This is a genomic window from Alkalihalobacillus sp. R86527 (genome assembly GCF_042466185.1).
Taxonomy (GTDB): domain Bacteria; phylum Bacillota; class Bacilli; order Bacillales; family Guptibacillaceae; genus Guptibacillus.
The window spans coordinates 2,073,738-2,097,311 of sequence record NZ_JAXHBW010000001.1 but is presented as its reverse complement, the minus strand read 5'-3'; the positions used below and the strand labels follow the sequence as shown (position 1 = coordinate 2,097,311).

Here is a 23,574-nt window from a genome sequence, read left to right as displayed (position 1 = left end):
TTTTGTTTCGATTTTTGAAATGATATAGTATGAACAACATAATAATAGAGGGAGGAATTCACGTGAAGTACACTGTTTCGATCGAATTCTGCATGCAATGAAACTACGCACCAAAAGCCGCGAGTTTCGCGGAAGCACTTTTTAACCATTTTCGCCATGACATCACTAATCTCGAACTGACCCCAGGATTCAAAGGAGCATTCGAGGTAACGGTAAATGGTAGTAAGATCCATTCGAAACACAAAACAGGAGAGTATCCTGAAGTGGAAACCTTTATTAAAGAAATGGAACAGATGAAGGAATAGGTAGACACCCGGGGAAGGGTGTCTTTCCTTACGTCATTAGGAGATGAATAAGTTGAAATCACTAGTTAGAGAACTTCCTCCCATCCATCAATTACAATATGATTTTAGACAAAACGACCTGTCAAGAGCTTATTCGGAAGAAAGGTTGACTCACTTTATCCAGGATGAGGTCGACGATCTTCGTACTAAGTTACTGAACGAAACATATTCTGGAAATTCTAGAACAAGAGAAGAATTTCATCGTGATATTATTGAAAAATTGGAACAGAGAGCTTTAGCCACACTCACACCAAACCTTCGTCCTGTTATCAATGCAACAGGAGTCGTGTTACATACGAACCTGGGCCGTGCTCGGTTGAGTGAAAGAGCGCTAGAAGGACTAATAAAAGTAGCGCGCAGTTATTCTACATTGGAGTATGAGCTTTCTTCTGGAAAGCGCGGATCTAGACATGATATAGCTGAAAGCTTGATTCGTGAGGCTACTGGAGCTGAAGCTGCTATGGTAGTCAATAACAATGCTGCAGCGGTTTATTTAGTATTACGAGCGTTTGCAAATGAATGTGAAGTGATCGTATCAAGAGGAGAGCTTGTTGAAATTGGAGGCTCATTTCGCGTTTCTTCAATTATGTCAGAAAGTGGTGCACAACTCAGGGAAGTAGGAACGACAAATAAAACTCACCTGTACGATTATGAAGATGCTCTAACTGAAGACACTTCGATGATCATGAAAGTTCATCGTAGTAATTTCTCTATTGTAGGATTTACTTCAGAAGTAGACCGAAAAAAGTTATCACGTTTTGCAAAGAGTAATCATGTTATTTATTACGAAGATTTAGGGAGCGGAGCAGTATTCGATTATACCGAGCATGGTATCGGTGATGAGCCTACAGTGGAAACAGTTTTGAGGGAAGGAGCGGACATCGTTTCTTTCAGTGGAGATAAGCTACTAGGTGGACCGCAGGCTGGTATTATTGCAGGAAAGAAGTCGCTTATCGATAAGCTTAAGAAAAATCAGTTAGCTCGTGTATTACGGGTCGATAAATTCACACTATCCGCACTAGAAGCAACATTACAACAGCATTTGATGAATGAAGAAAAAGATATACCGGTTGTGAGGGACATCTTAGTGACGAAAGAGGAAATGTATGATCGAGGTATCCTATTTAATAAGGTCCTCCTAGCAAAAACAGCGTTTTTTGAAACTGAAATAATGGAAGATGTTTCTCAAGTCGGTGGTGGAACGATGCCAGACGTCTCGCTAGCTACCTATGTAGTCGCATTGTCTTCTGACGTATACACGTGCAATGAGTTGGAACTTAAATTACGAGAAGCTTCGATCCCGATAATAACGAGGATAAAGGAAGACCGAGTCGTGCTAGATCTCAGGACGGTTACAGAGGAAGAGGAGAGTCAGATAATAAATGCTTTAATTGCTATCTCACAATAAAAAGGCGACTGAATGGTCGCCTTTTTTTATTTAGGGGAAATTAGAAACCTTCACCATTTTTCTGTCTTGTCTGATTACGTTTTTTTACTTTGTGTGAGCCTTTCATCGGCTCTTGTTGGCCAGTACGACCTTTGGGGGCATTTTTTCGCATGTCTTTAAACGTGTTGCTTTCTGTCATGTTCAATCCCTCCTTTAGTAATAGTATTTGCACGTCTTTTCATCTTATACGAGCCGTATAGCAAGCCTTATTTTGGATAAACTATCGTGAAACCATTGATAAGGAGGGCAAACGATGCCGTACAATAAAGACAAACAGCAGGCATTTCAAGCTGCTCAGCAAGGATATGATCAGGCGATCGACGCGAGTAACGAAGTCGTCGTTACAAGTAGCGAGTACGGAAAAGACCTTGAACATTTACAACAGGAAGTAGGAGAGGCGATGTCACAAATTGAGGGAGCTCTTGTCAATGCTTCTGAGCATCAACGTGAACAGCTACTTCAGTTTCAACAGGACCTTCAATCGATTCAAGCAGAAATGGATAAAGACGTGTAAAAGGTTGAACCCCCGTCATTCCTGATGACGGGTTTTTTGTTTCATCTATTGAAGTTTCTTTGTCTTTTGAGCGTTTTTCGTAACCATTGTTGCTATAAGCTGAGCCTTCATGTACCTGTAGGATCTCACCTGTCCCGCTAGTCCCTTCCAATCAACTCAGGTCGGTTCTTTATACAAAAAATGTTTCAAAAGCAACAATCATTGAGAAAACAGTCTGTATTAAACGCACGCTGTTCTCAAGAAAGATGTTCGTGAACATAATCATTATCAGCTTTTGCTTGCTCCGTGACCATGAGCATCTGCATCATCCATTCCAAGGTGAATTCCATTCGCTTTATGCTTTCCCACTAGCTATCAATTGTGGGTGATAAGTTAATCTTATGGAGTATAATAACAATCTTGTTATTTACTTATGTTTGAAAATTTACTAATATGGATAAAGGGAAGTTGAAAGCGTTTTTGCAACTACCGCTTTGTTATGCAATTTGAAGGAGGGAACTACATATGGCAAAACATGAACTTTATAATTCTAAGTCAACGTTCGATGCTAATGGTAAATCATATTCGTTCTATCGCATAAATGCGTTAGAAGAAGCAGGCATCGCAAAAGTTAGCAAGCTCCCTTATACGATTAAGATCTTGCTTGAGTCCATACTTCGTCAGTATGACGGTAAGGTTATTAAAGAAGAGCACATTGAGAATCTCGCTAAATGGGGAACTAGCGAGCAAAAGACTGATATCGATGTACCATTTAAACCATCACGTGTTATCCTACAGGATTTTACGGGTGTACCAGCAGTAGTTGACCTTGCGTCACTTCGTAAGGCAATGGCTGATATGGGTGGAGATCCAGACAAAATCAATCCTGAAATTCCAGTTGATCTTGTTATTGACCATTCAGTTCAAGTTGATAAATATGCTTCTGAAGATGCACTCGAATTTAACATGAACAAAGAATTTGAACGTAACCTTGAGCGTTATAAGTTTCTTAAATGGGCTCAAGATTCCTTCGATAACTATCGTGCTGTACCACCAGCTACAGGAATCGTTCACCAAGTTAATTTGGAGTACGTAGCAAACGTCGTTCAAGAAAACAACTTTGATGGTGAAAATATTGCTTACCCTGATACACTTTTCGGAACTGATTCTCACACAACTATGATTAACGGTCTAGGCGTTCTTGGTTGGGGTGTAGGTGGAATTGAAGCTGAGGCAGGAATGCTTGGGCAGCCTTCTTATTTCCCTGTTCCAGAAGTAATTGGTGTGAAGCTTACAGGTGAACTTGCTAGTGGAACCACTGCAACGGATCTTGCACTTAAAGTGACTCAACTTCTACGTGAAAAGAAAGTTGTTGGAAAGTTTGTTGAATTCTTCGGTCCTGGTCTTTCTAGCATGCCACTTGCAGACCGCGCGACGATCTCAAACATGGCACCTGAGCAAGGGTCAACTTGTAGCTTCTTCCCTGTAGATGAAGAGGCGCTTGAGTACATGCGCTTAACTGGACGTACAGAAGAGCATATCAATCTTGTACGTGAATACTGTCAAGCTAACGGCTTGTACTACACTCCAGAATCTGAAGATCCTGAATACTCTAGTGTTGTAGAACTTGACCTTTCAACAGTAGAACCAAGTCTAGCTGGTCCTAAGCGTCCTCAAGACCTTATCCCTCTATCTAGTATGAAAGAAGAGTTCAATAAGGCGCTTGTATCTCCGCAGGGTAACCAAGGACTCGGAATGGATAAGAATGAGATCAAGAAAGAAACAACTGTGAAATTCAACGATGGAAAAGAAGTTGATATGAAGACAGGTGCGGTTGCAATCGCTGCGATTACAAGCTGTACAAATACTTCCAATCCATCAGTCATGCTTGGTGCTGCTCTTCTTGCGAAGAAAGCAGTTGAAAAAGGACTTCAAGTTCCTGAATACGTTAAAACAAGTCTTGCTCCAGGGTCGAAAGTTGTTACTGACTATCTTGAGAAATCAGGACTTATGCCTTACCTTAAGGACCTAGGATTCCATCTTGTAGGCTATGGTTGTACGACGTGTATCGGTAACTCTGGACCACTTAAAGAAGAGATTGAAGATGCGATTGCGAAGAGTGACCTGACAGTAACGTCAGTACTATCTGGTAACCGTAACTTTGAGGGACGTATACACCCACTAGTGAAAGCAAACTATCTTGCATCTCCACCGCTAGTTGTTGCTTATGCACTTGCAGGTACCGTGAACTTTGATCTTCACTCAGAATCGTTTGGTAAAGATAAAGATGGAAATGACGTTTACTTGAAAGACCTCTGGCCATCTCCTGAGGAAATAAAAGAAGCGGTAGCTGAAACGGTTACTCCAGAAATGTTTAAGCGTCAATACAAAACAGTTTTTGAAGAAAACGAGCGTTGGAATCAGTTGAGCACGAGTGAAGGCGACTTGTACAACTGGGATGAAGAATCAACATACATCCAAAACCCTCCATTCTTCGAAAACCTTTCTAAAGAGCCTGAAGCAATTCACCAGCTTAAGGATATGAGAGCAATCGCGAAGTTTGGTGATTCTGTAACGACTGACCATATTTCCCCAGCTGGAGCAATCGCGAAAGAAATGCCAGCAGGACAATATCTACAGGACAAAGGCGTTCGACCGATCGACTTTAACTCCTATGGATCACGTCGTGGTAACCACGAAGTAATGATGCGAGGTACTTTTGGAAACATTCGTATCCGTAACGAAATTGCACCAGATACTGAAGGTGGCTGGACTATGTATTGGAAAACAGACGATGTTATGCCAATTTACGATGCTGCAATGAAGTACAAGGAAGACGGAACTGACCTTATCGTACTTGCTGGTAAAGATTACGGTATGGGAAGCTCTCGTGACTGGGCTGCAAAAGGAACGAATCTTCTAGGAATTAAAACGGTTATCGCTGAGAGCTATGAAAGAATCCACAGAAGTAACCTTGTATTGATGGGCGTATTACCACTTCAATTCAAAGAGGGTGATTCTGCTGAGTCACTAGGTCTTTCTGGTAAAGAAACATTTGCAGTAGATATTACTGAAAATGTTAAACCACGTGAAGAAATCAAAGTAACGGCGACTTCACCAGAAGGCGAAGTCAAGACGTTTGATGTACTAGCTCGTTTCGACAGTGAAGTTGAAATTGACTACTATCGCCACGGAGGAATTCTGCAAATGGTTCTTCGTGACAAGTTAGAAACTAAATAATAGTAAGAAGTTCAGGTGAACTTTTTCAGACTGCCGAGTGAATCTCGGCAGTCTTTTTTTATGCATAAATCTCATAAATCTGCGGGGAATTTACAAAAAAACTGATTTTATGTATTAAATATTCTGAATTCGGGAATACTTGCATTAAAGATAATCGTTACGAAAGGAGAAAAAGATGAGAAAATCTCAAAAGATAACTTTCAAAGAGTTAGTTTCGCAGTATAAGCAAGAATTAATGAACGACAAAGAAGCGATTGAACGCATTGAAGATAAGTTTGAAAAAAAACACGCCAAAAATTAATACGAAGCATGATAATTCTTCTCCGATTGCACAGCATATAAGGTAAAGGAGGAGATCTTAATGAGTAACCCAAAACGATTTCCGAAATCTTTTGCACCCAATCACTTATCTTCCCTTCACCCAGAAGCAGAAGGAAACAAAGGAAAACAGATGCAAACAAAAGGGAATCAAAAGCCTGACTATGCTCCCCCTAAAGGGAAATAATGAGTATGAAACCAGAAGGAGAAATCTTTCTGGTTTATTTCATTTATAACAATTTCTTTCAAAGTTTGTAAAAACGTCTTAAAGGTAATAAGAAAAGCGAATGATTACAATAGATAAGTTTTTTCGGGGGGATCTTTATGACAATTACAGCTAGAATTGAACCAATTTCGAGTTTGAATACAGAAGAAGCGCCAGAAACTGGACTCTTAATAAAAGAGTTAGAAATAAAGATGCAACAAATGGGGTATCTTGTTCCTTATCGTGAAGAGTTAAACTGGGAGAAAGCCATCGCTAGTCTAGAACTAGGTGAAAGTAAAACCTTGCATCATCTAAAAAAAGCAGCTGCAAAGAACGATCGTGTATTACTTACTTATGCGAAGCTCTTTAAAGGAACCATTTTTCAAAATCTTATTCTTCACCCCAACCATGAGGGGATTTATCTCCCTTTTCGATTCGATGAACCATTTACATTACAAATTGAGGGTCAGAAGATTTGGGTAGGTTCATCGATAAGACTTCTTGAAGAACTTTCATGGTTACAAATTAGCTTTGATCAAGGGAAATACGATGAGAACGTGAAGGAATATTGGCGAAACTTCATTGACATTACTCAGAAAAGCATTGATTTTATGAGTCCTATTATTTTTGAAGAAGCCGTTTAGACGATTTCTTGAAATGAAAATAGGGTAAAGGGTCCATAAGGTGGGTGATGATCATGGAAAGAAAAGATTTATTAGGCAGTGAAATCTACAAAATGTTTGAAGGTTCAGGACCTCCGTATGGTTGTGGTACAGCTGCATTGACTGGCGGTTTTGCTTCAAGACTCGCAATTATGACATTAACGATTTCAGGGATTGACCACAATTTAGGTGATGTGCCGAGAACGTACTTCTTACTCTGTGATGAAGATGATGTGCAGTTTGAAGAGTTTCTTGATAACGGAAGTGCTCGAACGTTGAATGATGCCCCTATGCGACTTTTAGAATGTACGTATCATTTGATGTTGGAGCTTTCACAACAAGAAAAGAATATTAAACAAAATGTTGTTGTCGACTATAGAATGGCGATGAGAATGCTGAGGCAAGTATTCGAAGCAGCAGAAAATATTTTGCTTTCTAATGGGTGTAGTGCAGAAACACGAAAAGCAATGCTTTCTTACGAAAATTCACTATATGACACCCTTCCCAAAAGCTTGCAAAACTAATAGATCTAAGAATATAAACTGCTCTTCACATACATACATGAAGAGCAACTAAGAGGTGCAAGAATGAATAGAGGGCATCATATGAGGATTAAACGGTATAATCATCAAGGAAACGCTTAAAAGTTATAACAGATGGTTCAAGTTAATAATGCATTTGATTACTAAGCTGAATGGGAATTTCCATTCGGCTTTTTCTTCAATAGGGAATCAATCACCACTTATGATAAACTATATATGATTAGCAAGAAGTAAGAGGAGGATATTCAGTGTTCATTTCAACTACCCCAATCAATGTACGATATGCTGAAACTGACCAAATGGGAGTTGTCTATCATGCCAACTATCTCATTTGGTTTGAGCTAGGAAGAACGACATTAATAAATGACCTTGGGTTTCACTACGCTGACATGGAGAAAGAAGGAATATTATCTCCAGTCGTTGATATAGAGGCAAGTTACAAACGCCCTGTTCGTTATGGGGATGAAGTGAGAGTGAATACTTGGGTGGAACACTATGATGGCCTGCGGGTCGTATATGGATATGAAGTAATGAAGGAAGATGACACCGTCTGTGTAACTGGTAAATCAGTACATACATGTGTAAAGAAAGAAACGTTCCGACCTATTTCGATTCGGAAAAGGTTTCCTGAATGGCACAAAGAGTATGAGAAGGTGAAAAAAAAACGGATAAGTAAAGGATTGTAATCGAATGGCATTTGGATTATCAAAAAAAGAATTACAAGAATGGAAACATACTGTTGCAAGTGGCGAAGTTGCTTTTCTAACCCATTTTTGGTACGATCCACTGTTTCCACAATACAAAACCGTAACGAAAGCGGGATGCAGGGATGTAGCAAAGTTAATTAAGTGGGGGGAGAAATACAACTTTAAGGGTGAGTGGATTCACGATCGAGAAGGGTTTCCACACTTTGATCTACTCGGAAATGAGCAGGTGAGAGTTCTTAGAAACGAAGGACTCACCAGTCATATTGAAAGATTCCATTTAACAGAAAGGTAATAAAAAGACGCGAAAGCAACGAAGCTTTCGCGTCTTTTTATTACTGGTCCCCATGTTGAAACACAATTTCGTCTTTTTTTCTGCTGTATTTCACAGTGAAATCGAGCTCTTCAAAAAACCAGATGTCTTTTTCTTCAACAAAAAATGTGATTCCGTCTTCTTCAGTGGACAGAGCTGGTTCTGTTGGAGTTTCAACGGTCATGCCTAGCGAAAAGCCATCTTGAACGGTACTGCATCCGCCAACTCGAACAAAGAAGCGAAGTGAATCCCCTTTTTCTAATGCCATTTCACGTTTAAACCAGTTTAAAGCTGGTTGAGTAATTGATATAATCATTAAATATTCCTCCCTGGCACGACGTTACATCTCTATTATAAAGATGTAAAGTGTTCTTGCAAAACAATAGGGTTATAACTGTTAGAATTTGTAGTTACAAGGAGATATAATAAGGGTATAAAGGGTATTGAGTCGAGGAGGGCTTTAACTTGAGTAAGAAAAATATATGGCTGATTGTTTTCCTCGCCTTTGCAGGCGTAATCCTACTGAGCATTAAGCCAATTATGGACCATAGGAGCCAGCGTTTGAATGAATTAAAACAAGCAGCTTCGATGATGGTTGTGAACGAAGTACCAAACGAAACCGTCATTTCTTCAATTGCTGAAAAGAACGATATAAAGGAAGATCTGGATGAGAACGCTGAGGAAAAAGTAGACGAAGGTTCTAAGAAAGAGAACACGTCAACTGAGGAAGCTGATATCAAGATGGTTGGACTAGGAGACTCACTCACGAAAGGGAGCGGTGATTCAACAGGAAAAGGCTATATAGGACGACTTTCAACAAACATTGAACAAGATACCGGTTCTAGTGTTTCCGTTCAAAATTATGCGGTTCATGGTAGAAGAACACCGAAATTATATAAAATACTTTTTGAAGATGATGTAGAAAAATCAGTAAGTGAAGCTGATGTGATTTTGATGAGTATCGGTGGAAATGATTTAATGAAAGTGGTTAAAGAACATTTCTTAGACTTACAGATGGCTGATTTTCAAAGAGAGCAGTCTGACTATGTCGACCGTCTTGATAAAATCATGAAAAGAATTCGTTCTTTAAATAGCGACGCACCAATTATTTTTATAGGTCTTTATAATCCGTTATTAGAGAGTTTTCAATCGATAACAGAAATTGATCAAATTGTTCAGCGGTGGAATGGAATAAACCAATCTACTGTAGAAAAAGATGAAAACACAACATTCGTTCCTGTTTATGAACTGTTCAATTCAGTAGATGAAAATTTATTTTTTGAAGATCAATTTCATCCGAATGATGATGGGTATGAATTAATGGCACGTCAGATTCAATATCACTTGAATCAAGATGATATTATCGATGACATCCAAGTTGAATAACTCAAAAAATGATGTAATGTTAATAAGTAATTAACAAAGGCAGTGGTAAACATGGAAAAGAACTATGAAGAAGAATACAATGAGTTAGCTGAACGTTATTGTGTTGATACGTTCATTTCGCCAGCTTCAAGATTAATTTTCATTTTAGAATCACCACATATCGCTGAGGTGAAGTACGGTGTCCCAGTGGCAGGTTCTTCTGGTGCAACGATGGCGAAGAAGCTTTTCGGACAAGAATATAATAAACCTCTTGGTTTGTTATTAAAAAAACATGATGAAGACGAGAAAAATCGCCCATCACTTGATGCAATAGGGTTATTAAATGTTTGTAACATCCCGATGCAGAAACGTCCATACAAACAAGAAGATATAGAAAACGCATCGGCCTTATTGGACAGGTTTGAAGTGATCCGTAAATACAATCACAAAGATTCGTTTAAAGATGAAGAGTTGAATACAGTTCAATCGTTGATTCTTAGTAAGTTTAGAGAGAGACTCAATAAGCTAACAGACACTAAAGCTACGTTTGTGCCATGTGGAAGATTTGCACAGAAATTCTTCCGACTTGCGGATATCTCAAGTGAGAAATGGACCATTATCGAGGATGTGCCTCATCCGTCTTACAACTCTTGGAGTAGAGAGCGGTATCAAGAGCCCGTTTCAAATGTAATCGAAGCTTTAAAAACGTCATAAAGTATAAGTAAGTTTATTAAAACGAAGGAAAAAGCCTTATCCACCCAGGATAAGGCTTTTTCTATATGCAAGAGCATAGAATAGAGCAAACGCATAATTTTTCCCAAAGTTGTAATATAAGTGTAACAAGGGAGGTGAAGTGATGAAGAAATGGTCTCTCATGCTGCTCGTATCGGTCGTTTTATTCGGTGGCTATGCTATGGCGCCAGTAGAATCGCATGAAATCGTCCAAGCCTCCCTAGTCCAACTTGACGAAGATCTTCCATATTGTCACTAATTAACGAAAAGGGGTCTTTCGCGTGCTTTTAAAAATGAAATATGATCGCAGAAAAATGAATAGCCCATAGCCTTATTTGAAAGGAGGGCTCGACATGGAAGAACTCATGTTGTTCATCACAGCAGGCTTGTTCTTTGTTTCACTGTTTAACTTCATCGTCATCTTAATCGAAAAAACAAAGCATAAGTAGTCTCAGCTTTCTACTTTCCTTGCGAAGGTATCAACATGATTTTTGTAGGGCGCGTTATCATCTAATTGAAAGATGGTAGATGCGGTTGATAAGTACGTTTTTGCGAGGTCCATATTTCCAAGTAAGTGATTTAGCTTTCCACATTGAAAGGTTAGCTCTCCAAATAAGTAGAATCTTTGTTTTTCTCGACAAATTTGAACGCCTTCTTTCGCGATGGATAATGATTTTTCGTAATCACCACATGAAGATAATGCCTTAGAATAATTGTAGTATAATCTTATTTCGATTGTTTCATCATTGATGATTGGATAAAACCGAACATGATAAAAAGCTTTTTTAAATAACGACAGTGCGTTGTGCCAGTTCTTTTCTTCACTATAAAGAATTGCCGTGCTAATCAGGATTTCTATTTCTCGTTCGGAATAATTTTTTGAGGTGGTTGCAGTTAATAATAACGCTTTGTTAAGTGATTGGAATGAACTGTGGGCATCATGCTCGATGTAGTATTGGCAAATTGCTTTATGCCACAACACGAACTGACGATTCTTAATCGTAGAGAAGAGAGGATTATTCTCTTCATCTGCCAGGATTTCAGCGACAGTGTGGTACTCACGGTTCTTAATATGTCTCCTTATCTGACGACAAACCTCCTTCACATAATCTAGGCGGGGTGTTTCAATCATGTGAAAAAAATAATTAATGTCCACACCAAGTCTCGATGCAAGATGATAGAGTAGTTCTGCAGAAGGTGATACAGCATTGTTTTCGATTTGACTAATCAACGCTTGAGTACAGATACCATTCGCCAGATCAGACTGGGAGAGCCCAAGGTACATTCGAAGTTCACGTAGGGAAGTTCCGAGTGTATCCTGTCGCATCTGCTATCCCCCTTTTACAAACATTATATCACGTGGAAACATTATCCATATACCTATTCCCAAATAAAACAAACCATAATAATATTATGTAACCTAAATAATTAGAGGAAGTTCACCTTGTTTATAGAAGGAATTAATGTGACACATTTTTAAAGGGGTGAACGTTAGTGAATTATTTACCTTCATTTGAATTAACAGATCAAGTGGTAGTTGTAACAGGAGGAGGGAAAGGAATAGGACGAGCGATTGCAATCGGAGCTGCTGAAGCCGGTGCGGACGTTGCAATCCTGGCTAGAACGTCTTCTGATATTAACGAAACAGCAGGTTTGGTCAGAGATAAGGGCAGAAAGGCTTATCCGATTCAAACCGATATAACAAGTAAACAAGAAATTGAAGAAGCCGTATCTATGGTGTACAAAGAAGCGGGTAAAATCAATATCTTGATAAATAACGCAGGTATGAACATCCGTTCAAAAGCTTCGGATGTGACCGAGAATGAATGGAATAAGATCTTTCAGACGAACCTTCAAGGTGCGTTTTTTATGTCGCAAGCATGTGCTGCAATCATGAAAGAAAATGGAGGGGGGAAGATAATTAACGTTTCCTCAGTTGCTGGGCATGTGGCTCTTAGAACAGGAGTTGTTTACGCTGCCACGAAAGCAGGTATGATTCAGATGACTAAGAATCTAGCCCTAGAATGGGCAGAAGATCATATTTCCGTTAATGCGATCGGTCCCTGGTACTTCAGGACACCATTAACGGATCAATTACTAGAAAACAAAGAGTATCTACAGGATATTCTTTCAAGAACGCCAATGAATCGAGTAGGGGAGATGAAAGATCTCGTTGGAGCAGCGGTGTTTCTTTCTTCAGAAGCTTCGGACTATATGACTGGACAAACATTGTTCGTTGATGGAGGGATGACGATCTACGGATTTTAATAATAAAGAACAAAACGATACATAGGAAACTTCAATAACTATAAACACATCAAAAAAGCTGTCGAATCATCTCGACAGCCGGGAAACCGTTACAGTGTAACGGTTTCTTCTTTATTCTGCTACTTCTGTTGAAATACTTGGAGCTGTTAGACCAGCATCTTCGTAAACAGATGCTATTTTTTCTTCAGCTGATGTGAACAGGCTATCTGATTCTTCATAAACATAACCAGCTTCATCTGAAAGGTTTGCTGCTCTTGTTTCATAAGACTTCGCAAGATCTTCTAGAGCTGCTTCAAGCTCACTCTTATGAGCGTCAAGTTCAGCTGGAATTTCCATTCCACGAATATCTTCGGCAACAGTATTAGCAGCGGTTTTTGCTTCTTCTTTCATTGTTGCAAGCTCTTCAGCAGAAGGTTTTTCTTCTTCTTTAGCTTTAGCAGCTTCAAATGCGTAGATTGGTGAATCTTTTTCGTTGATCAAGCTTGTAAGGTTCATTTGGAAATCAAGCAAAGCTCCTTTTACATCAGTTTCTTGATTTCCATTTTCTTCTGAGCTAGCTTGTTCATTGTTCTGGCTGTTATTTTCCGAAGCATTTTCATTAGCGCCGTTTCCGTTGCTACAAGCTGCTGCAAAAACTAAGACCAAAAGCATAGTTAAAGATAAAACCTTTTTCATACCGTGTAACCTCCTGATATATTTGTATATTCTTTACAGATACAAATACTAGTCTAATAGCCACAATTTGTAAATAGTTAAATTGTATTAAAATTAAAAAATCTAGTTGCTACTTTCAATAAAAAGAATATGTTAAGGTGAAAGGGTATACAAGTTAGACGGGAGTGCATAAACGTGATTCTATTAAATGGCGAAATTATATCAAAAGAAAACGCTTCTATTAATATAGAAGATAGAGGGTATCAATTTGGAGACGGTGTCTATGAGGTTATACGAATTTACAATGGAAGTTTCTTTGAATTAGATGGTCATTTTGATCGTTTGAAAAGAAGTGCTAGTGAAATCCATATTGAACTACCTTTCGACCGTACTACATTCCATACAAAAGTAAACGAGCTCCGTTCAGTCAATCACGTAGAGAATGGACATTTATATATGCAAGTTTCACGAGGGGTCGCTCCGCGAAACCATCCATTTCCAGCAAAGTCCGAACCTGTTGTCGTCGGCTATACAACTGAATACGCTACAAACGAAACACCTGCACCAGGTAGAGCGATGTTCACAGAGGATATAAGATGGTTACGCTGTGATATTAAAAGCTTAAACTTACTCGGAAATGTTCTTGCTAAGGAAGAATCCAAAAAACAAGGATATGATGAAGCTATTTTCCATAGAGGCGAAACTGTAACTGAGGGAAGTTCTACAAATGTCTTCATAGTGAAAGACCAAACGCTCTATACGCATCCTGCGAATCATTATATTCTTGATGGAATTACAAGGAGAGCAATTTTAGATGTTGCAAAGGATGCTGGTATTCCAATCAAGGAAAATCCGTTTACTAAAACACAATTACTTGAAAGTGATGAAGTTTTTATTTCCAGCACAACTCAGGAAGTTCGACCTATTATCGAGGTAAGTGGCAACACCATTGGAACTGGTAGAATGGGGGATGTAACCGCTATCCTTCAAAAGGCATTCAAGAAGCGAATTCCTAATAGTGAGCAATAATAACAAAAAATATTTTTCTCGCAGTTGAATTTTTGATGCGATAATGGTACTGTTAATTAGCGCTATATGTGAATGAAGAATTGCTTGTTTCGAGCATTTTCCATCATAAGGAAAATGCTCTTTTTAAAAATGATGTGGAGAGCATTCTCCATTTTATAGCATTTAAATGTAAAAAGGAGTTTTTATACGTTGAAAAAATTTCAAGACCTTGGATTAAGTAATACAATACTCGAAGCCGTAAACCAGATGGGCTTTGAAGAAACAACACCAATTCAAGCTGGTACTATCCCTCTAGCTCTACAAAATAAGGATGTAATCGGCCAAGCTCAAACAGGTACTGGTAAAACTGCAGCGTTTGGTATCCCGATGATCGAAAAGATCGATACGTCACTTACACATGTACAGGGAATCGTACTTGCTCCTACTCGTGAGCTTGCTGTACAGGTAGCAGAGGAACTAAACCGTATTGGACAGGCAAAGGGTGTACGTGCTCTTCCTATCTACGGTGGCCAAAGTATCGGTCATCAGATTAAAGCACTTAAGAAACGCCCTCAATTAGTTGTAGCAACACCTGGACGTCTAATTGACCACATGGAACGTAAGACGATTCGTCTTCAAGAAGTTTCATTCGTAGTACTAGACGAAGCAGATGAAATGCTCAACATGGGCTTCATTGAAGATATCGAGAAAATTCTTAAAGGTGTTCCTGATCAGCGTCAAACGCTTCTATTCTCAGCAACTATGCCTAAGCGTATTGCAATCCTTGCAGAGAAGTTTATGAGCAATCCTGAAACGGTAAGAACGAAATCAAAAGAAATGACTGTTCCTCAAATCGATCAGCATTACTATGATGTTCGTGAACCAAAGAAATTCGACCTTCTTTGTCGTCTTCTTGATATTCAAGCGCCTGAACTTGCTATCGTTTTCGGTAGAACAAAGAAACGCGTTGATGAAGTTGCTGAAGGACTTAAGAAGCGTGGATACATGGCAGAAGGAATTCATGGTGACCTTCCTCAGGGCAAGCGTGACCAGGTAATCAAACAGTTTAAAGACGGTACGATTGATATCATGGTAGCAACGGACGTAGCTGCACGTGGTCTTGATATCAGCGGTGTTACTCACGTTTATAACTTTGATATTCCTCAGGACCCAGAAAGTTATGTTCACCGTATCGGTCGAACTGGACGTGCTGGTAAATCAGGTCTAGCTTCTACATTTATCACTCATCGTGAGTATGATCACCTGAAAACGATTGAGAAAATCACGAAGCGTACAATGCAAAAGCGTACAATCCCAAGCTTTGCTGAAGCAATGGAAGGGCAGCAACAGTCTACTATCCAACAGCTTCAAAGTACGATTGAAGAGCAGGGACACAGTGGTTATCGTTCATCAGCTGAACAGCTTTTAGATGATCACGATCCTGTAACGCTTGTATCTGCAGCTCTTAAGCTTCTTACAAGAGAACCAGATACAACTCCTGTTAAAATCACTGACATCGCACCACTACGTGCGAAAAAAGGCCCGAACCGTGGAGGCAGTGGCGGCGGACGCGATCGTCGTAACCGCTCTAACGACCGCGGTGGACGTAGTAAAGGTAACTACCGTCAAGACCGTAGTGCTGGAGCAAAGCGCCGTAAGTTTAACGACAAAAACAAAAATTCATAAATTAGAAAGCCGGGGCCTCTCCCGGCTTTTTTTCATATATAAATACTGTGAAAAAGACTTTGAAAACGTTATCCTTATAGAGACACTACATTGAAAGGCAGCGAAGCGATATATGAATAGTCAGCAGACACTAAACTTACAAAATACAGAATTATTAATAAAGCGTTTAGCTCTTATCGAAAATGAGTTAGATTCAAAAGAAGCATCAAAAATGAAACAACTTATGATGAAGCTCAAAAGTGGAGAGCAACACTTTTTATTTTCCGGTCACTTTTCAGCTGGGAAGTCCACGATGATTAACGCATTATTTGATACGGACTTATTACCATCTAGCCCAATACCTGCAAGTGCAAATACGGTAAGAGTGAGAAGTGGGGAACCAGGGGCAGAGGTAGAGTTTTTTGACGGAAAAAGAATGGTATTCAAGGCGCCATATAATATTGAAACAGTAAAAGAATATTGTTTGAACGGAGATGATGTGGCTCAAGTTGAATTAAGTGCTCCTTCTCCATTTCTTGATGAAGATGTTGTCTTAATTGATACACCAGGGATCGACTCAACTGACGAAGCTCACCGATTAGCTACTGAGAATTCCATGTATGTGGCAGACGTTGTTTTCTATGTAATGGATTATAATCATGTTCAATCAGAAGTGAATTATCAGTTTATCCGTGAGCTTCATCGTCAGAATAAGAAAATCATCCTGATCGTAAACCAAATTGACAAGCATAAGGAATCAGAACTATCATTCCAATCATTTAAGCAATCTGTCGCTTCATCTTTTCATGCGTGGGGGATGACGTTAGAATCATTCTTTTTCATTTCATTACGAGATCGTTCGCATCCTAATAACCAATTCGAGCAATTGAAAGTGTACATCGAGGGACTTGCAAAGAAGACAGAGGAAGAAAAAGTTGCGAGCGTTTATGATTCTGCTCAATCGTTGGTGAACGATGTAACAGCAGTTCAGTCTGAAGATGAAGAAGTGAGAAAAGCTCATTCAAAGATGATGAAAGCACTTTCATCCTATAAAGAAAAAATGAATCAGATTGAAGAGGAATTCCAGGAAGAAGCTTCTAAGATTACAAAAGGTGCTATGCTGATGCCATATGAAGTAAGAGAGGCTGGAAGAGCATACCTTGAATCACTTCAACCTGGTTTCAAAGTAGGACTGATTTTCCGTGATAAAAAAACCGAGCAAGAAAGAGAGCTGCGTTACAATTCATTTGTAGAAAAGTTACAATCTCAAGTGAAAACGCAATTGGAGTGGCATTTTCAACAATTGTTGCTACATCTCGAAGAAGAAGCAGGAATGAAAGATTCCAATGAACTGAAAGACTATGCTGTTTTTATCGAATTCTCGATTTTGAAGCAGGAAGCAGAAAGAGGAACTGGCGCTACAGGTGAAGCCGTTTTGCATTACACCGAAACTATTGCCAGCCGATTGAAATCTCAGGTTAAAGTGCAATCAGAACAAAAGAAGGACGCGCTTCTAAGGGAGTTAGAGGAAGGGTTCATTAAACTCCAAGATGATGAAAAGAAAAAATTCGCCAAAGCAATTGGTGAAGATAAAGCACAGGAATACTTTGAGTTAGTTGAAGATGCAACAGAAGTAAGGAAGCGGTTTGATAAAATATTGACAGGTGCGTATGATGCAAAAGCAAGAGGAATTGATGGTTTGTTCGAGCAAGCCGATAAGGAAATCGTGTATATTGAGCCTGAAGATACGCCTGTTACGAAAACTAAACAACGAACTGCGAGAACAAAAGAGACTAAAGATCGACTGGATGAATCAGACGGTCTACCAACTCGAGACAAAACAATACATGCACTGCACAAAGTTGCTGACACAATCGAAGATTTACCCGGACTAGGTCAAACTCGTTTACGAGCAAGAGCAGATAAATTGGAGAACAAATCTTATACAGTTGCTCTATTTGGTGCATTTAGCGCTGGTAAATCTTCTTTTGCTAACGCGCTCATTGGTGAAGCCATTCTTCCATCTTCTCCAAATCCTACAACGGCTACGCTCAACAGAATTTGCCCTGTTCGTCACGATCGTGTTCATGAGACAGCAGATATTTTCTACAAAACCGAGGATGAACTCCTAAAGGATATACAACATTCTCTTTCATTTTTTGGTGAAAAGGCATTTTCAATTGAAGACAGCTTACGTATCATCGAAAAAGGTAAAATATTTGCTAAAGAATCATCGGATACAAAGCCACACGCGTTGTTTTTGAAAGCTGTATTAGACGGAAAACCTCAGCTTGACTATCTAGGGAAAAGTCGAAACGTATCCATGAATGACTACCAAGACCTTGTGGTCAATGAATCGAAAGCTTGTTTTATTGCTTCGATCTCTTTGTATCATGACAATCCGCTTACAAGAAAAGGCATCACACTAGTAGATACACCGGGAGCTGATTCAATAAATGCAAGACATACAGGAGTTGCATTTCAATATATTAAAGAAGCGGATGCGATTCTCTATGTAACGTATTATAATCATGCATTTTCAAAGGCCGACAGGGAATTTTTGATTCAGCTCGGTAGAGTAAAAGACGTCTTTGAAATGGATAAAATGTTTTTCTTGTTAAACGCTGCAGATCTAGCAAAAGATGAAGAAGAACTAGAGGTTGTAGAAGAGCATGTAGAAAATCAGCTTGGCCAATATGGAATAAGAAAACCGGCGCTTTTCCCAGTGTCCAGTTTAGCAGCCATGACCCTAATAAATGGAACAAAGGAAGAGGAGAATTCATTATTACATCTACCAGATCGACTAAAAGACAAGGGTGGCGTTAACCGTTTTGAAGATCGCTTCTACACCTTTATTGAGTCTGATCTTTCGAAAATGGCGATTCAATCGAATTGGAATGAGCTAAAGAGAGTAACGGAGATGCTGCACGACTGGTTGAATAACTTTGATTTAGATAGCGTTGAAAAAGAAACGGATATTGACAGGTTAAAAGAAGGGAAAACGAGGGCAATTCAAAAAGTGAATGATTACTCCGTAAATTCAACAGAAAGTAAAATTAAACAAGAAATAGAAGAGCTCGTTCATTATATTCCTCAGCGACTTTTTTATCGATTTGGTGATTTTTATAAAGAAGCGTTCAATCCGACTACCCTTAATCGAAAAGAGGGGTTAGCTTCGGCATCATCTAACCTTTTGGGAGACCTTGAGAAAGACTTGATGCAAGAGATGAGAGCATCTTCTTTAAGAATGGATTACTTTATCCAGAATACATTGAAAACGAACCACCGTGAATTCCATCTCGTAATCAATAGGGAAATCCCTGATTTCCAAAGTGAGATGGAGAAAATGAAAGATATGGAAACACCTGATTTCGAAAAGTCATTATCAGATTTAATTGCACCTGAAGACGTTGATAAAACGGCGAAATCAGAATACAGAAATTCAAAACAATTCTTTGAACAAAATGGTAGTGCGAACCTGCAGAAGAAGCTTTCTTCTCTTCTTGAGCCACCTGTGAAAAAGTATGTGAATGAGATCAAAGGAAGGTTGGAAGAAAGAGCGCTGAAGTACTATGGAAAACAGTTTAGACTGCTAAAGACTGATGTTTTGAAGGATGTTGAGCAGTTCGTAATAGACCAAATCGAAATGAAGACAAGTTCTATTACTAAAGAAGAGCTTTCATGCAAAGTAGAGAAGCTACAAAATTTATTGAATCATGTAAGGGGGGATAAATAATGGATACCATCGTTTCTGTTGAATGGTTAAGTAAACATATTTATGATGACGATATCGTTGTTGTAGACTGCCAGTATGACTTAGTTGATAAAGAGAGTGGCTACAAAGCATATTTACAAGGACACATTCCGAATGCTCGATATGCTGATCTAGAAAAAGATTTGTCAGGTCCTGTGAATAAACACGGAGGTAGACACCCCCTTCCCTCTAGCTCTAAGCTTCAGAGTGTAATTGAAAAACTTGGAATTAAGGAACACTCTAAAGTCATTGCATATGACAGACAGATGGGTGCAATGGCATCAAGGTTATGGTGGCTACTTAAATATGCAGGGCACAAACAAAGAGCGGTTCTCGATGGTGGTATCAAAGCATGGGAAGATGCAGGGCTTAGCCTTGAAGTAAATGCAACAGAAGTGAAACGATCCTATTATCCAATATCACTTGATCAATCAATGGTTGTTTCTATGGAAGAAGTAAAGGATGCCATACTTCAAGGAAAGATGATTATTGATTCTAGGGCGAGAGAGAGATACTTAGGAGAAAGCGAACCTATTGATAACAAAGCTGGTCATATTCCTACAGCTAGGAATCTTTTCTGGAAAGATCATATGAATCAAGATCATACTTGGAAAGATAAAGAGAGTAGGGGAGGGGTAGTAAAAGGGGAGAAACCTCCAATAATCTACTGCGGCTCTGGGGTAACAGCGTGCGTAAACTTACTTGCTTTTCATGATGCAGGAATAGAGGCAAAGCTTTACCCGGGTAGTTTTAGTGATTGGATTAGTTATGAGGACAACCCTATTGAACCATAAGAAAAGCCAGTTCTGATATGACAATCAGAACTGGCTTTTTAGATGTTTTTTAAAGAGAAGAGAGGAAGGACTCGAGTCGATTCATACCTTCTTTTAAGATTTCCATGTCATAAGCAAATGAAATTCTTACATACCCTTCACCATATGTTGAAAATGCGCTTCCAGGCACGACTGCTAAACTCCCTTCTTTTGCGAGCTTCATAGCAAAGTCGAAAGAAGACATCCCGAATTTTTCGATTGATGGAAGAATATAAAAAGCTCCATCAGGCTTAACAGGGGAGAGGCCCATTTCTACGAGTCTGTTATAAACGTAATTCATTCTTTTTTCATATTCAGTTCTCATTGGTTCAGAGTCTGTCAATCCATTTTCGAGTGCCTCTAATGCCGCATGTTGTGAGATCGAAGATGCGCATGAGACGTTATATTGATGAACTTTCAATAGATGTTTTGCAATGGCTTCAGGAGCGAAGAGAAATCCGATTCGCCATCCTGTCATCGAATGGGATTTAGATAATCCGTTGATGACGATGGTTTTCTTTCGCATGCTTTCGAATTGCGCAATCGATGTATGTGTACCAGAGAATGCAAGTTCAGAATAAATTTCATCTGATAATACAAAAATCTCTTTATCATTTAGAAAATCAGCAATATCTGCGAGTTCTTGCTCAGAAAGTGCAACTCCCGTCGGATTAGAAGGCGATGGGAGGATGATACATTTCGTATGTTTCGTTACTGCTTTTTCGATTAAGTCACGAGTGAGCTTAAAGTCATTACTTCTTGTATCAACATGAACTGGTTTTGCACCACAAAGTGTAATGATCGGTTCATAGCCTGGATACACTGGACCTGGCAATATCACTTCAGAGTCTTCTGTAAGGATTGTACGTAATGTAATGTCGATCGCCTGACTTGCTCCTGCAGTTGTAATAATTTCATTTTGTGGATTATAAGTTAACCCGTACTTCGAATGGACAAAGTGTCCAGCTGCTTTTCGTAACTCAAGTAAACCTGCATTATGTGTGTAAGTAGTTTGGTTTTGATCAATCGCAGCTTTAGCAGCCTCTTTGATGTGATCTGGAGTATGAAAATCTGGTTGGCCAATCGTGAGTGAGATCATGTCTTGATAATCTGCAACCATATTAAAAAATTGTCTTATACCCGAAATTTCAATTGATTTTACTTTTGGGTTGAGAAGGTGTTCCATAGTCATGACTTCCTTTCGCAGCACAATATAAACATCATTGTAGCATAGTTTTAACGTTATCGTCGAAATCAAGAAAAGACATCAACTATTCCGCTTTTCCTCAATATTTCAATTGTTGATAACTTCGGCAATCATTGGTAATATAGGCTTTTTAGGACTTATCAACAGGAGAAACCCTATACCCCATACAGGTATTTTTCGAAAATGAGGGGGTATGGTAGGTAGTGAATAATTACCCACAGAATTCTGTGGATAACAAATTTTCTGACTTTTTAATAATGAAATGAACCTTAAGGACATAAAAAAAGTCCCCACGATTAGTGGGGACTTAACTTGATAGAACCTGGTCAGTTACATAAGCGAGAAATGCTAATTGAATGTGAATGCGAAGTTCATATGAATAGATATTGATGCCAGTTAAATTTTCTAGCTGTTTGATTCGATAGTTTAATGTGTGGCGATGGATATAAAGTTTTTCTGCCGTTCGATTGATGACTAAATTATTTTCGAGAAATGTTTCAAGCGTCTTCAGCAGTTGGGCGTGATGCTTTTCGTCATAATGAATGATTGGTAGGAGTAGAGGTTCATAATAGGTTTTGAGATCTACCCCATTCTCCATAAGCTGTATAAACATTTTATAAACTCCTAGCTCATCATACTTAACAAGAGGTTTTTCTTTGTGGCGAGCAAATAAGTGAGAGGTATAGGCTTCTTTGAGCGCAAGATCTAGGTCCTGAATACCAGTGACGGTTGAACTGACGCCTATACGGAAGCTTTTATAATGTGCTTCATTAAGCTTACACAATTCACCAGTTAATAAGAGGATGGTATGATCGATCTTCCTTTTGGAAATCCCTTTTGAGTTAGGGGATAGTAGGTGTTCATGTACATATTGCTCAAGACGTTCGGGATTTTCAGAAGTAAGGATAAGAACGTGATTCTTACCAGTAAAATCAAACCCTAGTTCAGTGCTTTTCTTTAGAATGGTTTTCTCGTTTTCATAGTTCTTGGACAAGAGCGTATCCAAAAAGTCAGCTTGAATATGGACCCTAGTATCTTCGATGATCTGAAGCTTTAGAAATTCGAGAGCAAATATGGTAGCTGCCTGCTCTAAAGCAAGCTGATCCAATGAAGTGAACCCCTTCTCCTTCTGAATGACCATTCTTCCAATAATGCGATCGTCTTCTATAATCGGGATATTTTCTTCACTATGTGTCTTTCTATGAACGAGCGATGAGCTGGCAAGAAGATTATTATTCTTATCATATAAGGACACATTGCCCCTGATCAGTTTTGATAATGTTTCAGATATCACAGAAAGACCCACATTTTTAAGCACTAAAGAGGTGAGGTCTTTCTGAATGCGTTGTGTATAAGCTAGCATAGACAGCTGCTTGTTTACTAGCTGTTCGAGTATAGTCCTTGTCACGTTAGAGAAGTTCATCGTTCTAGGAATTTCGAGTAAAGGTAAACCTGTACGATTGGCAGCTTCTATAATACCAATTGGAATAACATCGAGATAAAACCCAGTGTGAATTGCCAGGGCAGAGAGTTTTCTGCTTGCTAATGTATCAATTAATTGGGTATAAAACTCTGATTTTTCATTCCAACCGTAGGCAGTTGTGATCAAAAATTCACCCTCGTGTAAACGTGATACATCCTCCATTACCTCTACAATCGTAATCCATTTGATCTCTTGATGAAGTCCTTTTTTTCCTGCGATTAATTTAATTTCTTTCATCTCCGGTAATTGAAGAGCTTCATGTACTGTGATCCCCATAGGTGTCCTCCCGTCCTCTTATCCAAATCGTACTATAAAGTCAGAATTTTTTGTATAAAAAGTAGATAGAAATTTCTGACTT

24 protein-coding genes and 1 pseudogene are annotated in these 23,574 nt (G+C 39.0%); 19 read left to right on the top strand and 6 right to left on the bottom strand.

The features are described from left to right. Nucleotides 1-113: 113 nt before the first annotated feature. Both SJY16_RS10720 and selA read left to right on the top strand, forming a co-directional pair. Nucleotides 114-305 (top strand): annotated as a pseudogene (locus tag SJY16_RS10720) (Rdx family protein); the annotation flags it as partial. Nucleotides 306-348: 43 nt separating this feature from the next. Next, nucleotides 349-1,752 (top strand): L-seryl-tRNA(Sec) selenium transferase, encoded by a 1,404-nt coding sequence (selA, locus tag SJY16_RS10715; protein WP_377889137.1) that lies wholly within the window; start codon nt 349-351, stop codon nt 1,750-1,752. A gap of 40 nt (nt 1,753-1,792) precedes the next feature. Here selA and SJY16_RS10710 read toward each other — a convergent pair whose 3' ends face one another. Continuing rightward, a complete protein-coding gene (locus tag SJY16_RS10710; protein WP_377889136.1) occupies nt 1,793-1,930 on the bottom strand; it encodes a small acid-soluble spore protein P in 138 nt (45 codons plus the stop codon). Between the two features lie 114 nt (nt 1,931-2,044). Between SJY16_RS10710 and SJY16_RS10705 the strand changes: the two genes are divergently transcribed. The 8 genes from SJY16_RS10705 (at nt 2,045) to SJY16_RS10670 (ending at nt 8,250) form a co-directional block, all read left to right on the top strand. Continuing rightward, entirely contained in the window at nt 2,045-2,305 is a 261-nt protein-coding gene (locus SJY16_RS10705) for a hypothetical protein (RefSeq protein ID WP_377889135.1), read from the top strand. A gap of 504 nt (nt 2,306-2,809) precedes the next feature. Then, nucleotides 2,810-5,524 (top strand): aconitate hydratase AcnA, encoded by a 2,715-nt coding sequence (acnA, locus tag SJY16_RS10700; RefSeq protein ID WP_377889134.1) that lies wholly within the window; start codon nt 2,810-2,812, stop codon nt 5,522-5,524. Between the two features lie 175 nt (nt 5,525-5,699). Then, a complete protein-coding gene (locus SJY16_RS10695) occupies nt 5,700-5,825 on the top strand; it encodes an FbpB family small basic protein (RefSeq protein ID WP_224882350.1) in 126 nt (41 codons plus the stop codon). A gap of 60 nt (nt 5,826-5,885) precedes the next feature. Then, the gene (sspN, locus tag SJY16_RS10690) at nt 5,886-6,029 is read left to right on the top strand and encodes a small acid-soluble spore protein N (RefSeq protein WP_377889133.1); all 144 of its coding nucleotides are present in this window, start codon (nt 5,886-5,888) and stop codon (nt 6,027-6,029) included. Nucleotides 6,030-6,166: 137 nt separating this feature from the next. Then, nucleotides 6,167-6,691 carry a hypothetical protein gene (locus SJY16_RS10685; RefSeq protein ID WP_377889132.1) on the top strand — a complete coding sequence of 175 codons (525 nt, stop codon included), beginning with the start codon at nt 6,167-6,169 and terminating at the stop codon, nt 6,689-6,691. Nucleotides 6,692-6,744: 53 nt separating this feature from the next. After that, nucleotides 6,745-7,233, top strand: a complete 489-nt coding sequence (locus SJY16_RS10680; RefSeq protein ID WP_377889131.1) for a hypothetical protein — start codon at nt 6,745-6,747, stop codon at nt 7,231-7,233. A gap of 266 nt (nt 7,234-7,499) precedes the next feature. Continuing rightward, nucleotides 7,500-7,937 (top strand): acyl-CoA thioesterase, encoded by a 438-nt coding sequence (locus SJY16_RS10675; RefSeq protein ID WP_377889130.1) that lies wholly within the window; start codon nt 7,500-7,502, stop codon nt 7,935-7,937. 4 nt (nt 7,938-7,941) lie between these two features. Next, the gene (locus tag SJY16_RS10670) at nt 7,942-8,250 is read left to right on the top strand and encodes a hypothetical protein (protein ID WP_377889129.1); all 309 of its coding nucleotides are present in this window, start codon (nt 7,942-7,944) and stop codon (nt 8,248-8,250) included. Between the two features lie 40 nt (nt 8,251-8,290). On the opposite strand, the gene SJY16_RS10665 is transcribed toward SJY16_RS10670, so the two are convergent. Next, a complete protein-coding gene (locus SJY16_RS10665; RefSeq protein ID WP_377889128.1) occupies nt 8,291-8,584 on the bottom strand; it encodes a HesB/YadR/YfhF family protein in 294 nt (97 codons plus the stop codon). 149 nt (nt 8,585-8,733) lie between these two features. On the opposite strand from SJY16_RS10665, the gene SJY16_RS10660 reads away from it, so the two are divergent. The 4 genes from SJY16_RS10660 (at nt 8,734) to SJY16_RS20050 (ending at nt 10,814) form a co-directional block, all read left to right on the top strand. Further along, nucleotides 8,734-9,654, top strand: coding sequence for an SGNH/GDSL hydrolase family protein (locus tag SJY16_RS10660; protein ID WP_377889127.1), 921 nt, complete (start codon nt 8,734-8,736; stop codon nt 9,652-9,654). A gap of 51 nt (nt 9,655-9,705) precedes the next feature. Continuing rightward, the gene (locus tag SJY16_RS10655; protein WP_377889126.1) at nt 9,706-10,347 is read left to right on the top strand and encodes a uracil-DNA glycosylase family protein; all 642 of its coding nucleotides are present in this window, start codon (nt 9,706-9,708) and stop codon (nt 10,345-10,347) included. A gap of 142 nt (nt 10,348-10,489) precedes the next feature. Beyond that, entirely contained in the window at nt 10,490-10,624 is a 135-nt protein-coding gene (locus SJY16_RS10650) for a hypothetical protein (protein ID WP_377889125.1), read from the top strand. Nucleotides 10,625-10,718: 94 nt separating this feature from the next. Further along, nucleotides 10,719-10,814, top strand: a complete 96-nt coding sequence (locus tag SJY16_RS20050) for a putative holin-like toxin (protein WP_425545208.1) — start codon at nt 10,719-10,721, stop codon at nt 10,812-10,814. Nucleotides 10,815-10,816: 2 nt separating this feature from the next. Here the strand turns inward: SJY16_RS20050 and SJY16_RS10645 are convergent, their stop codons facing one another. Then, on the bottom strand, nt 10,817-11,692 hold the full coding sequence (locus SJY16_RS10645; protein WP_377889124.1) for a helix-turn-helix domain-containing protein: 876 nt from the start codon (nt 11,690-11,692) through the stop codon (nt 10,817-10,819). Nucleotides 11,693-11,859: 167 nt separating this feature from the next. Here SJY16_RS10645 and SJY16_RS10640 point away from each other — a divergent pair, with 167 nt between their 5' ends. After that, nucleotides 11,860-12,633, top strand: a complete 774-nt coding sequence (locus SJY16_RS10640; RefSeq protein WP_377889123.1) for a glucose 1-dehydrogenase — start codon at nt 11,860-11,862, stop codon at nt 12,631-12,633. Nucleotides 12,634-12,744: 111 nt separating this feature from the next. Here the strand turns inward: SJY16_RS10640 and SJY16_RS10635 are convergent, their stop codons facing one another. Then, nucleotides 12,745-13,308 carry a hypothetical protein gene (locus SJY16_RS10635; RefSeq protein ID WP_377889122.1) on the bottom strand — a complete coding sequence of 188 codons (564 nt, stop codon included), beginning with the start codon at nt 13,306-13,308 and terminating at the stop codon, nt 12,745-12,747. 174 nt (nt 13,309-13,482) lie between these two features. Here SJY16_RS10635 and dat point away from each other — a divergent pair, with 174 nt between their 5' ends. From dat to SJY16_RS10615, 4 genes are all read left to right on the top strand, one after another. Beyond that, a complete protein-coding gene (gene dat / locus SJY16_RS10630; RefSeq protein WP_377889121.1) occupies nt 13,483-14,316 on the top strand; it encodes a D-amino-acid transaminase in 834 nt (277 codons plus the stop codon). A 189-nt stretch (nt 14,317-14,505) separates the two neighbouring features. Continuing rightward, nucleotides 14,506-15,981, top strand: a complete 1,476-nt coding sequence (cshA, locus tag SJY16_RS10625) for a degradosome RNA helicase CshA (protein WP_483860830.1) — start codon at nt 14,506-14,508, stop codon at nt 15,979-15,981. Nucleotides 15,982-16,093: 112 nt separating this feature from the next. Then, complete coding sequence (locus SJY16_RS10620; protein ID WP_377889120.1) at nt 16,094-19,696, top strand: dynamin family protein; 3,603 nt, start codon at nt 16,094-16,096, stop codon at nt 19,694-19,696. Then, complete coding sequence (locus SJY16_RS10615) at nt 19,696-20,508, top strand: sulfurtransferase (protein WP_377889119.1); 813 nt, start codon at nt 19,696-19,698, stop codon at nt 20,506-20,508. The genes SJY16_RS10620 and SJY16_RS10615 overlap by 1 nt, the downstream gene beginning before the upstream one ends. Nucleotides 20,509-20,557: 49 nt before the next feature. Here the strand turns inward: SJY16_RS10615 and SJY16_RS10610 are convergent, their stop codons facing one another. Both SJY16_RS10610 and SJY16_RS10605 read right to left on the bottom strand, forming a co-directional pair. Continuing rightward, complete coding sequence (locus SJY16_RS10610; RefSeq protein WP_377889118.1) at nt 20,558-21,712, bottom strand: aminotransferase A; 1,155 nt, start codon at nt 21,710-21,712, stop codon at nt 20,558-20,560. 328 nt (nt 21,713-22,040) lie between these two features. Beyond that, a complete protein-coding gene (locus SJY16_RS10605; RefSeq protein ID WP_377889117.1) occupies nt 22,041-23,492 on the bottom strand; it encodes a PucR family transcriptional regulator in 1,452 nt (483 codons plus the stop codon). Between the last annotated feature and the right edge of the window lie 82 nt (nt 23,493-23,574).

Coding starts and splice junctions, on each gene's coding strand:
- sspN (WP_377889133.1), top strand. CDS start 5,886: ATGAGTAACCCAAAACGATTTCCGAAATCTTTTGCACCCAATCACTTA.
- SJY16_RS10610 (WP_377889118.1), bottom strand. CDS start 21,712: ATGGAACACCTTCTCAACCCAAAAGTAAAATCAATTGAAATTTCGGGT.
- SJY16_RS10680 (WP_377889131.1), top strand. CDS start 6,745: ATGGAAAGAAAAGATTTATTAGGCAGTGAAATCTACAAAATGTTTGAA.
- SJY16_RS10635 (WP_377889122.1), bottom strand. CDS start 13,308: ATGAAAAAGGTTTTATCTTTAACTATGCTTTTGGTCTTAGTTTTTGCA.
- SJY16_RS10650 (WP_377889125.1), top strand. CDS start 10,490: ATGAAGAAATGGTCTCTCATGCTGCTCGTATCGGTCGTTTTATTCGGT.
- SJY16_RS10695 (WP_224882350.1), top strand. CDS start 5,700: ATGAGAAAATCTCAAAAGATAACTTTCAAAGAGTTAGTTTCGCAGTAT.
- SJY16_RS10685 (WP_377889132.1), top strand. CDS start 6,167: ATGACAATTACAGCTAGAATTGAACCAATTTCGAGTTTGAATACAGAA.
- SJY16_RS10665 (WP_377889128.1), bottom strand. CDS start 8,584: ATGATTATATCAATTACTCAACCAGCTTTAAACTGGTTTAAACGTGAA.
- SJY16_RS10605 (WP_377889117.1), bottom strand. CDS start 23,492: ATGGGGATCACAGTACATGAAGCTCTTCAATTACCGGAGATGAAAGAA.
- SJY16_RS10615 (WP_377889119.1), top strand. CDS start 19,696: ATGGATACCATCGTTTCTGTTGAATGGTTAAGTAAACATATTTATGAT.
- SJY16_RS10655 (WP_377889126.1), top strand. CDS start 9,706: ATGGAAAAGAACTATGAAGAAGAATACAATGAGTTAGCTGAACGTTAT.
- selA (WP_377889137.1), top strand. CDS start 349: ATGAATAAGTTGAAATCACTAGTTAGAGAACTTCCTCCCATCCATCAA.
- SJY16_RS10620 (WP_377889120.1), top strand. CDS start 16,094: ATGAATAGTCAGCAGACACTAAACTTACAAAATACAGAATTATTAATA.
- SJY16_RS20050 (WP_425545208.1), top strand. CDS start 10,719: ATGGAAGAACTCATGTTGTTCATCACAGCAGGCTTGTTCTTTGTTTCA.
- SJY16_RS10645 (WP_377889124.1), bottom strand. CDS start 11,692: ATGCGACAGGATACACTCGGAACTTCCCTACGTGAACTTCGAATGTAC.
- SJY16_RS10670 (WP_377889129.1), top strand. CDS start 7,942: ATGGCATTTGGATTATCAAAAAAAGAATTACAAGAATGGAAACATACT.
- SJY16_RS10710 (WP_377889136.1), bottom strand. CDS start 1,930: ATGACAGAAAGCAACACGTTTAAAGACATGCGAAAAAATGCCCCCAAA.
- acnA (WP_377889134.1), top strand. CDS start 2,810: ATGGCAAAACATGAACTTTATAATTCTAAGTCAACGTTCGATGCTAAT.
- SJY16_RS10705 (WP_377889135.1), top strand. CDS start 2,045: ATGCCGTACAATAAAGACAAACAGCAGGCATTTCAAGCTGCTCAGCAA.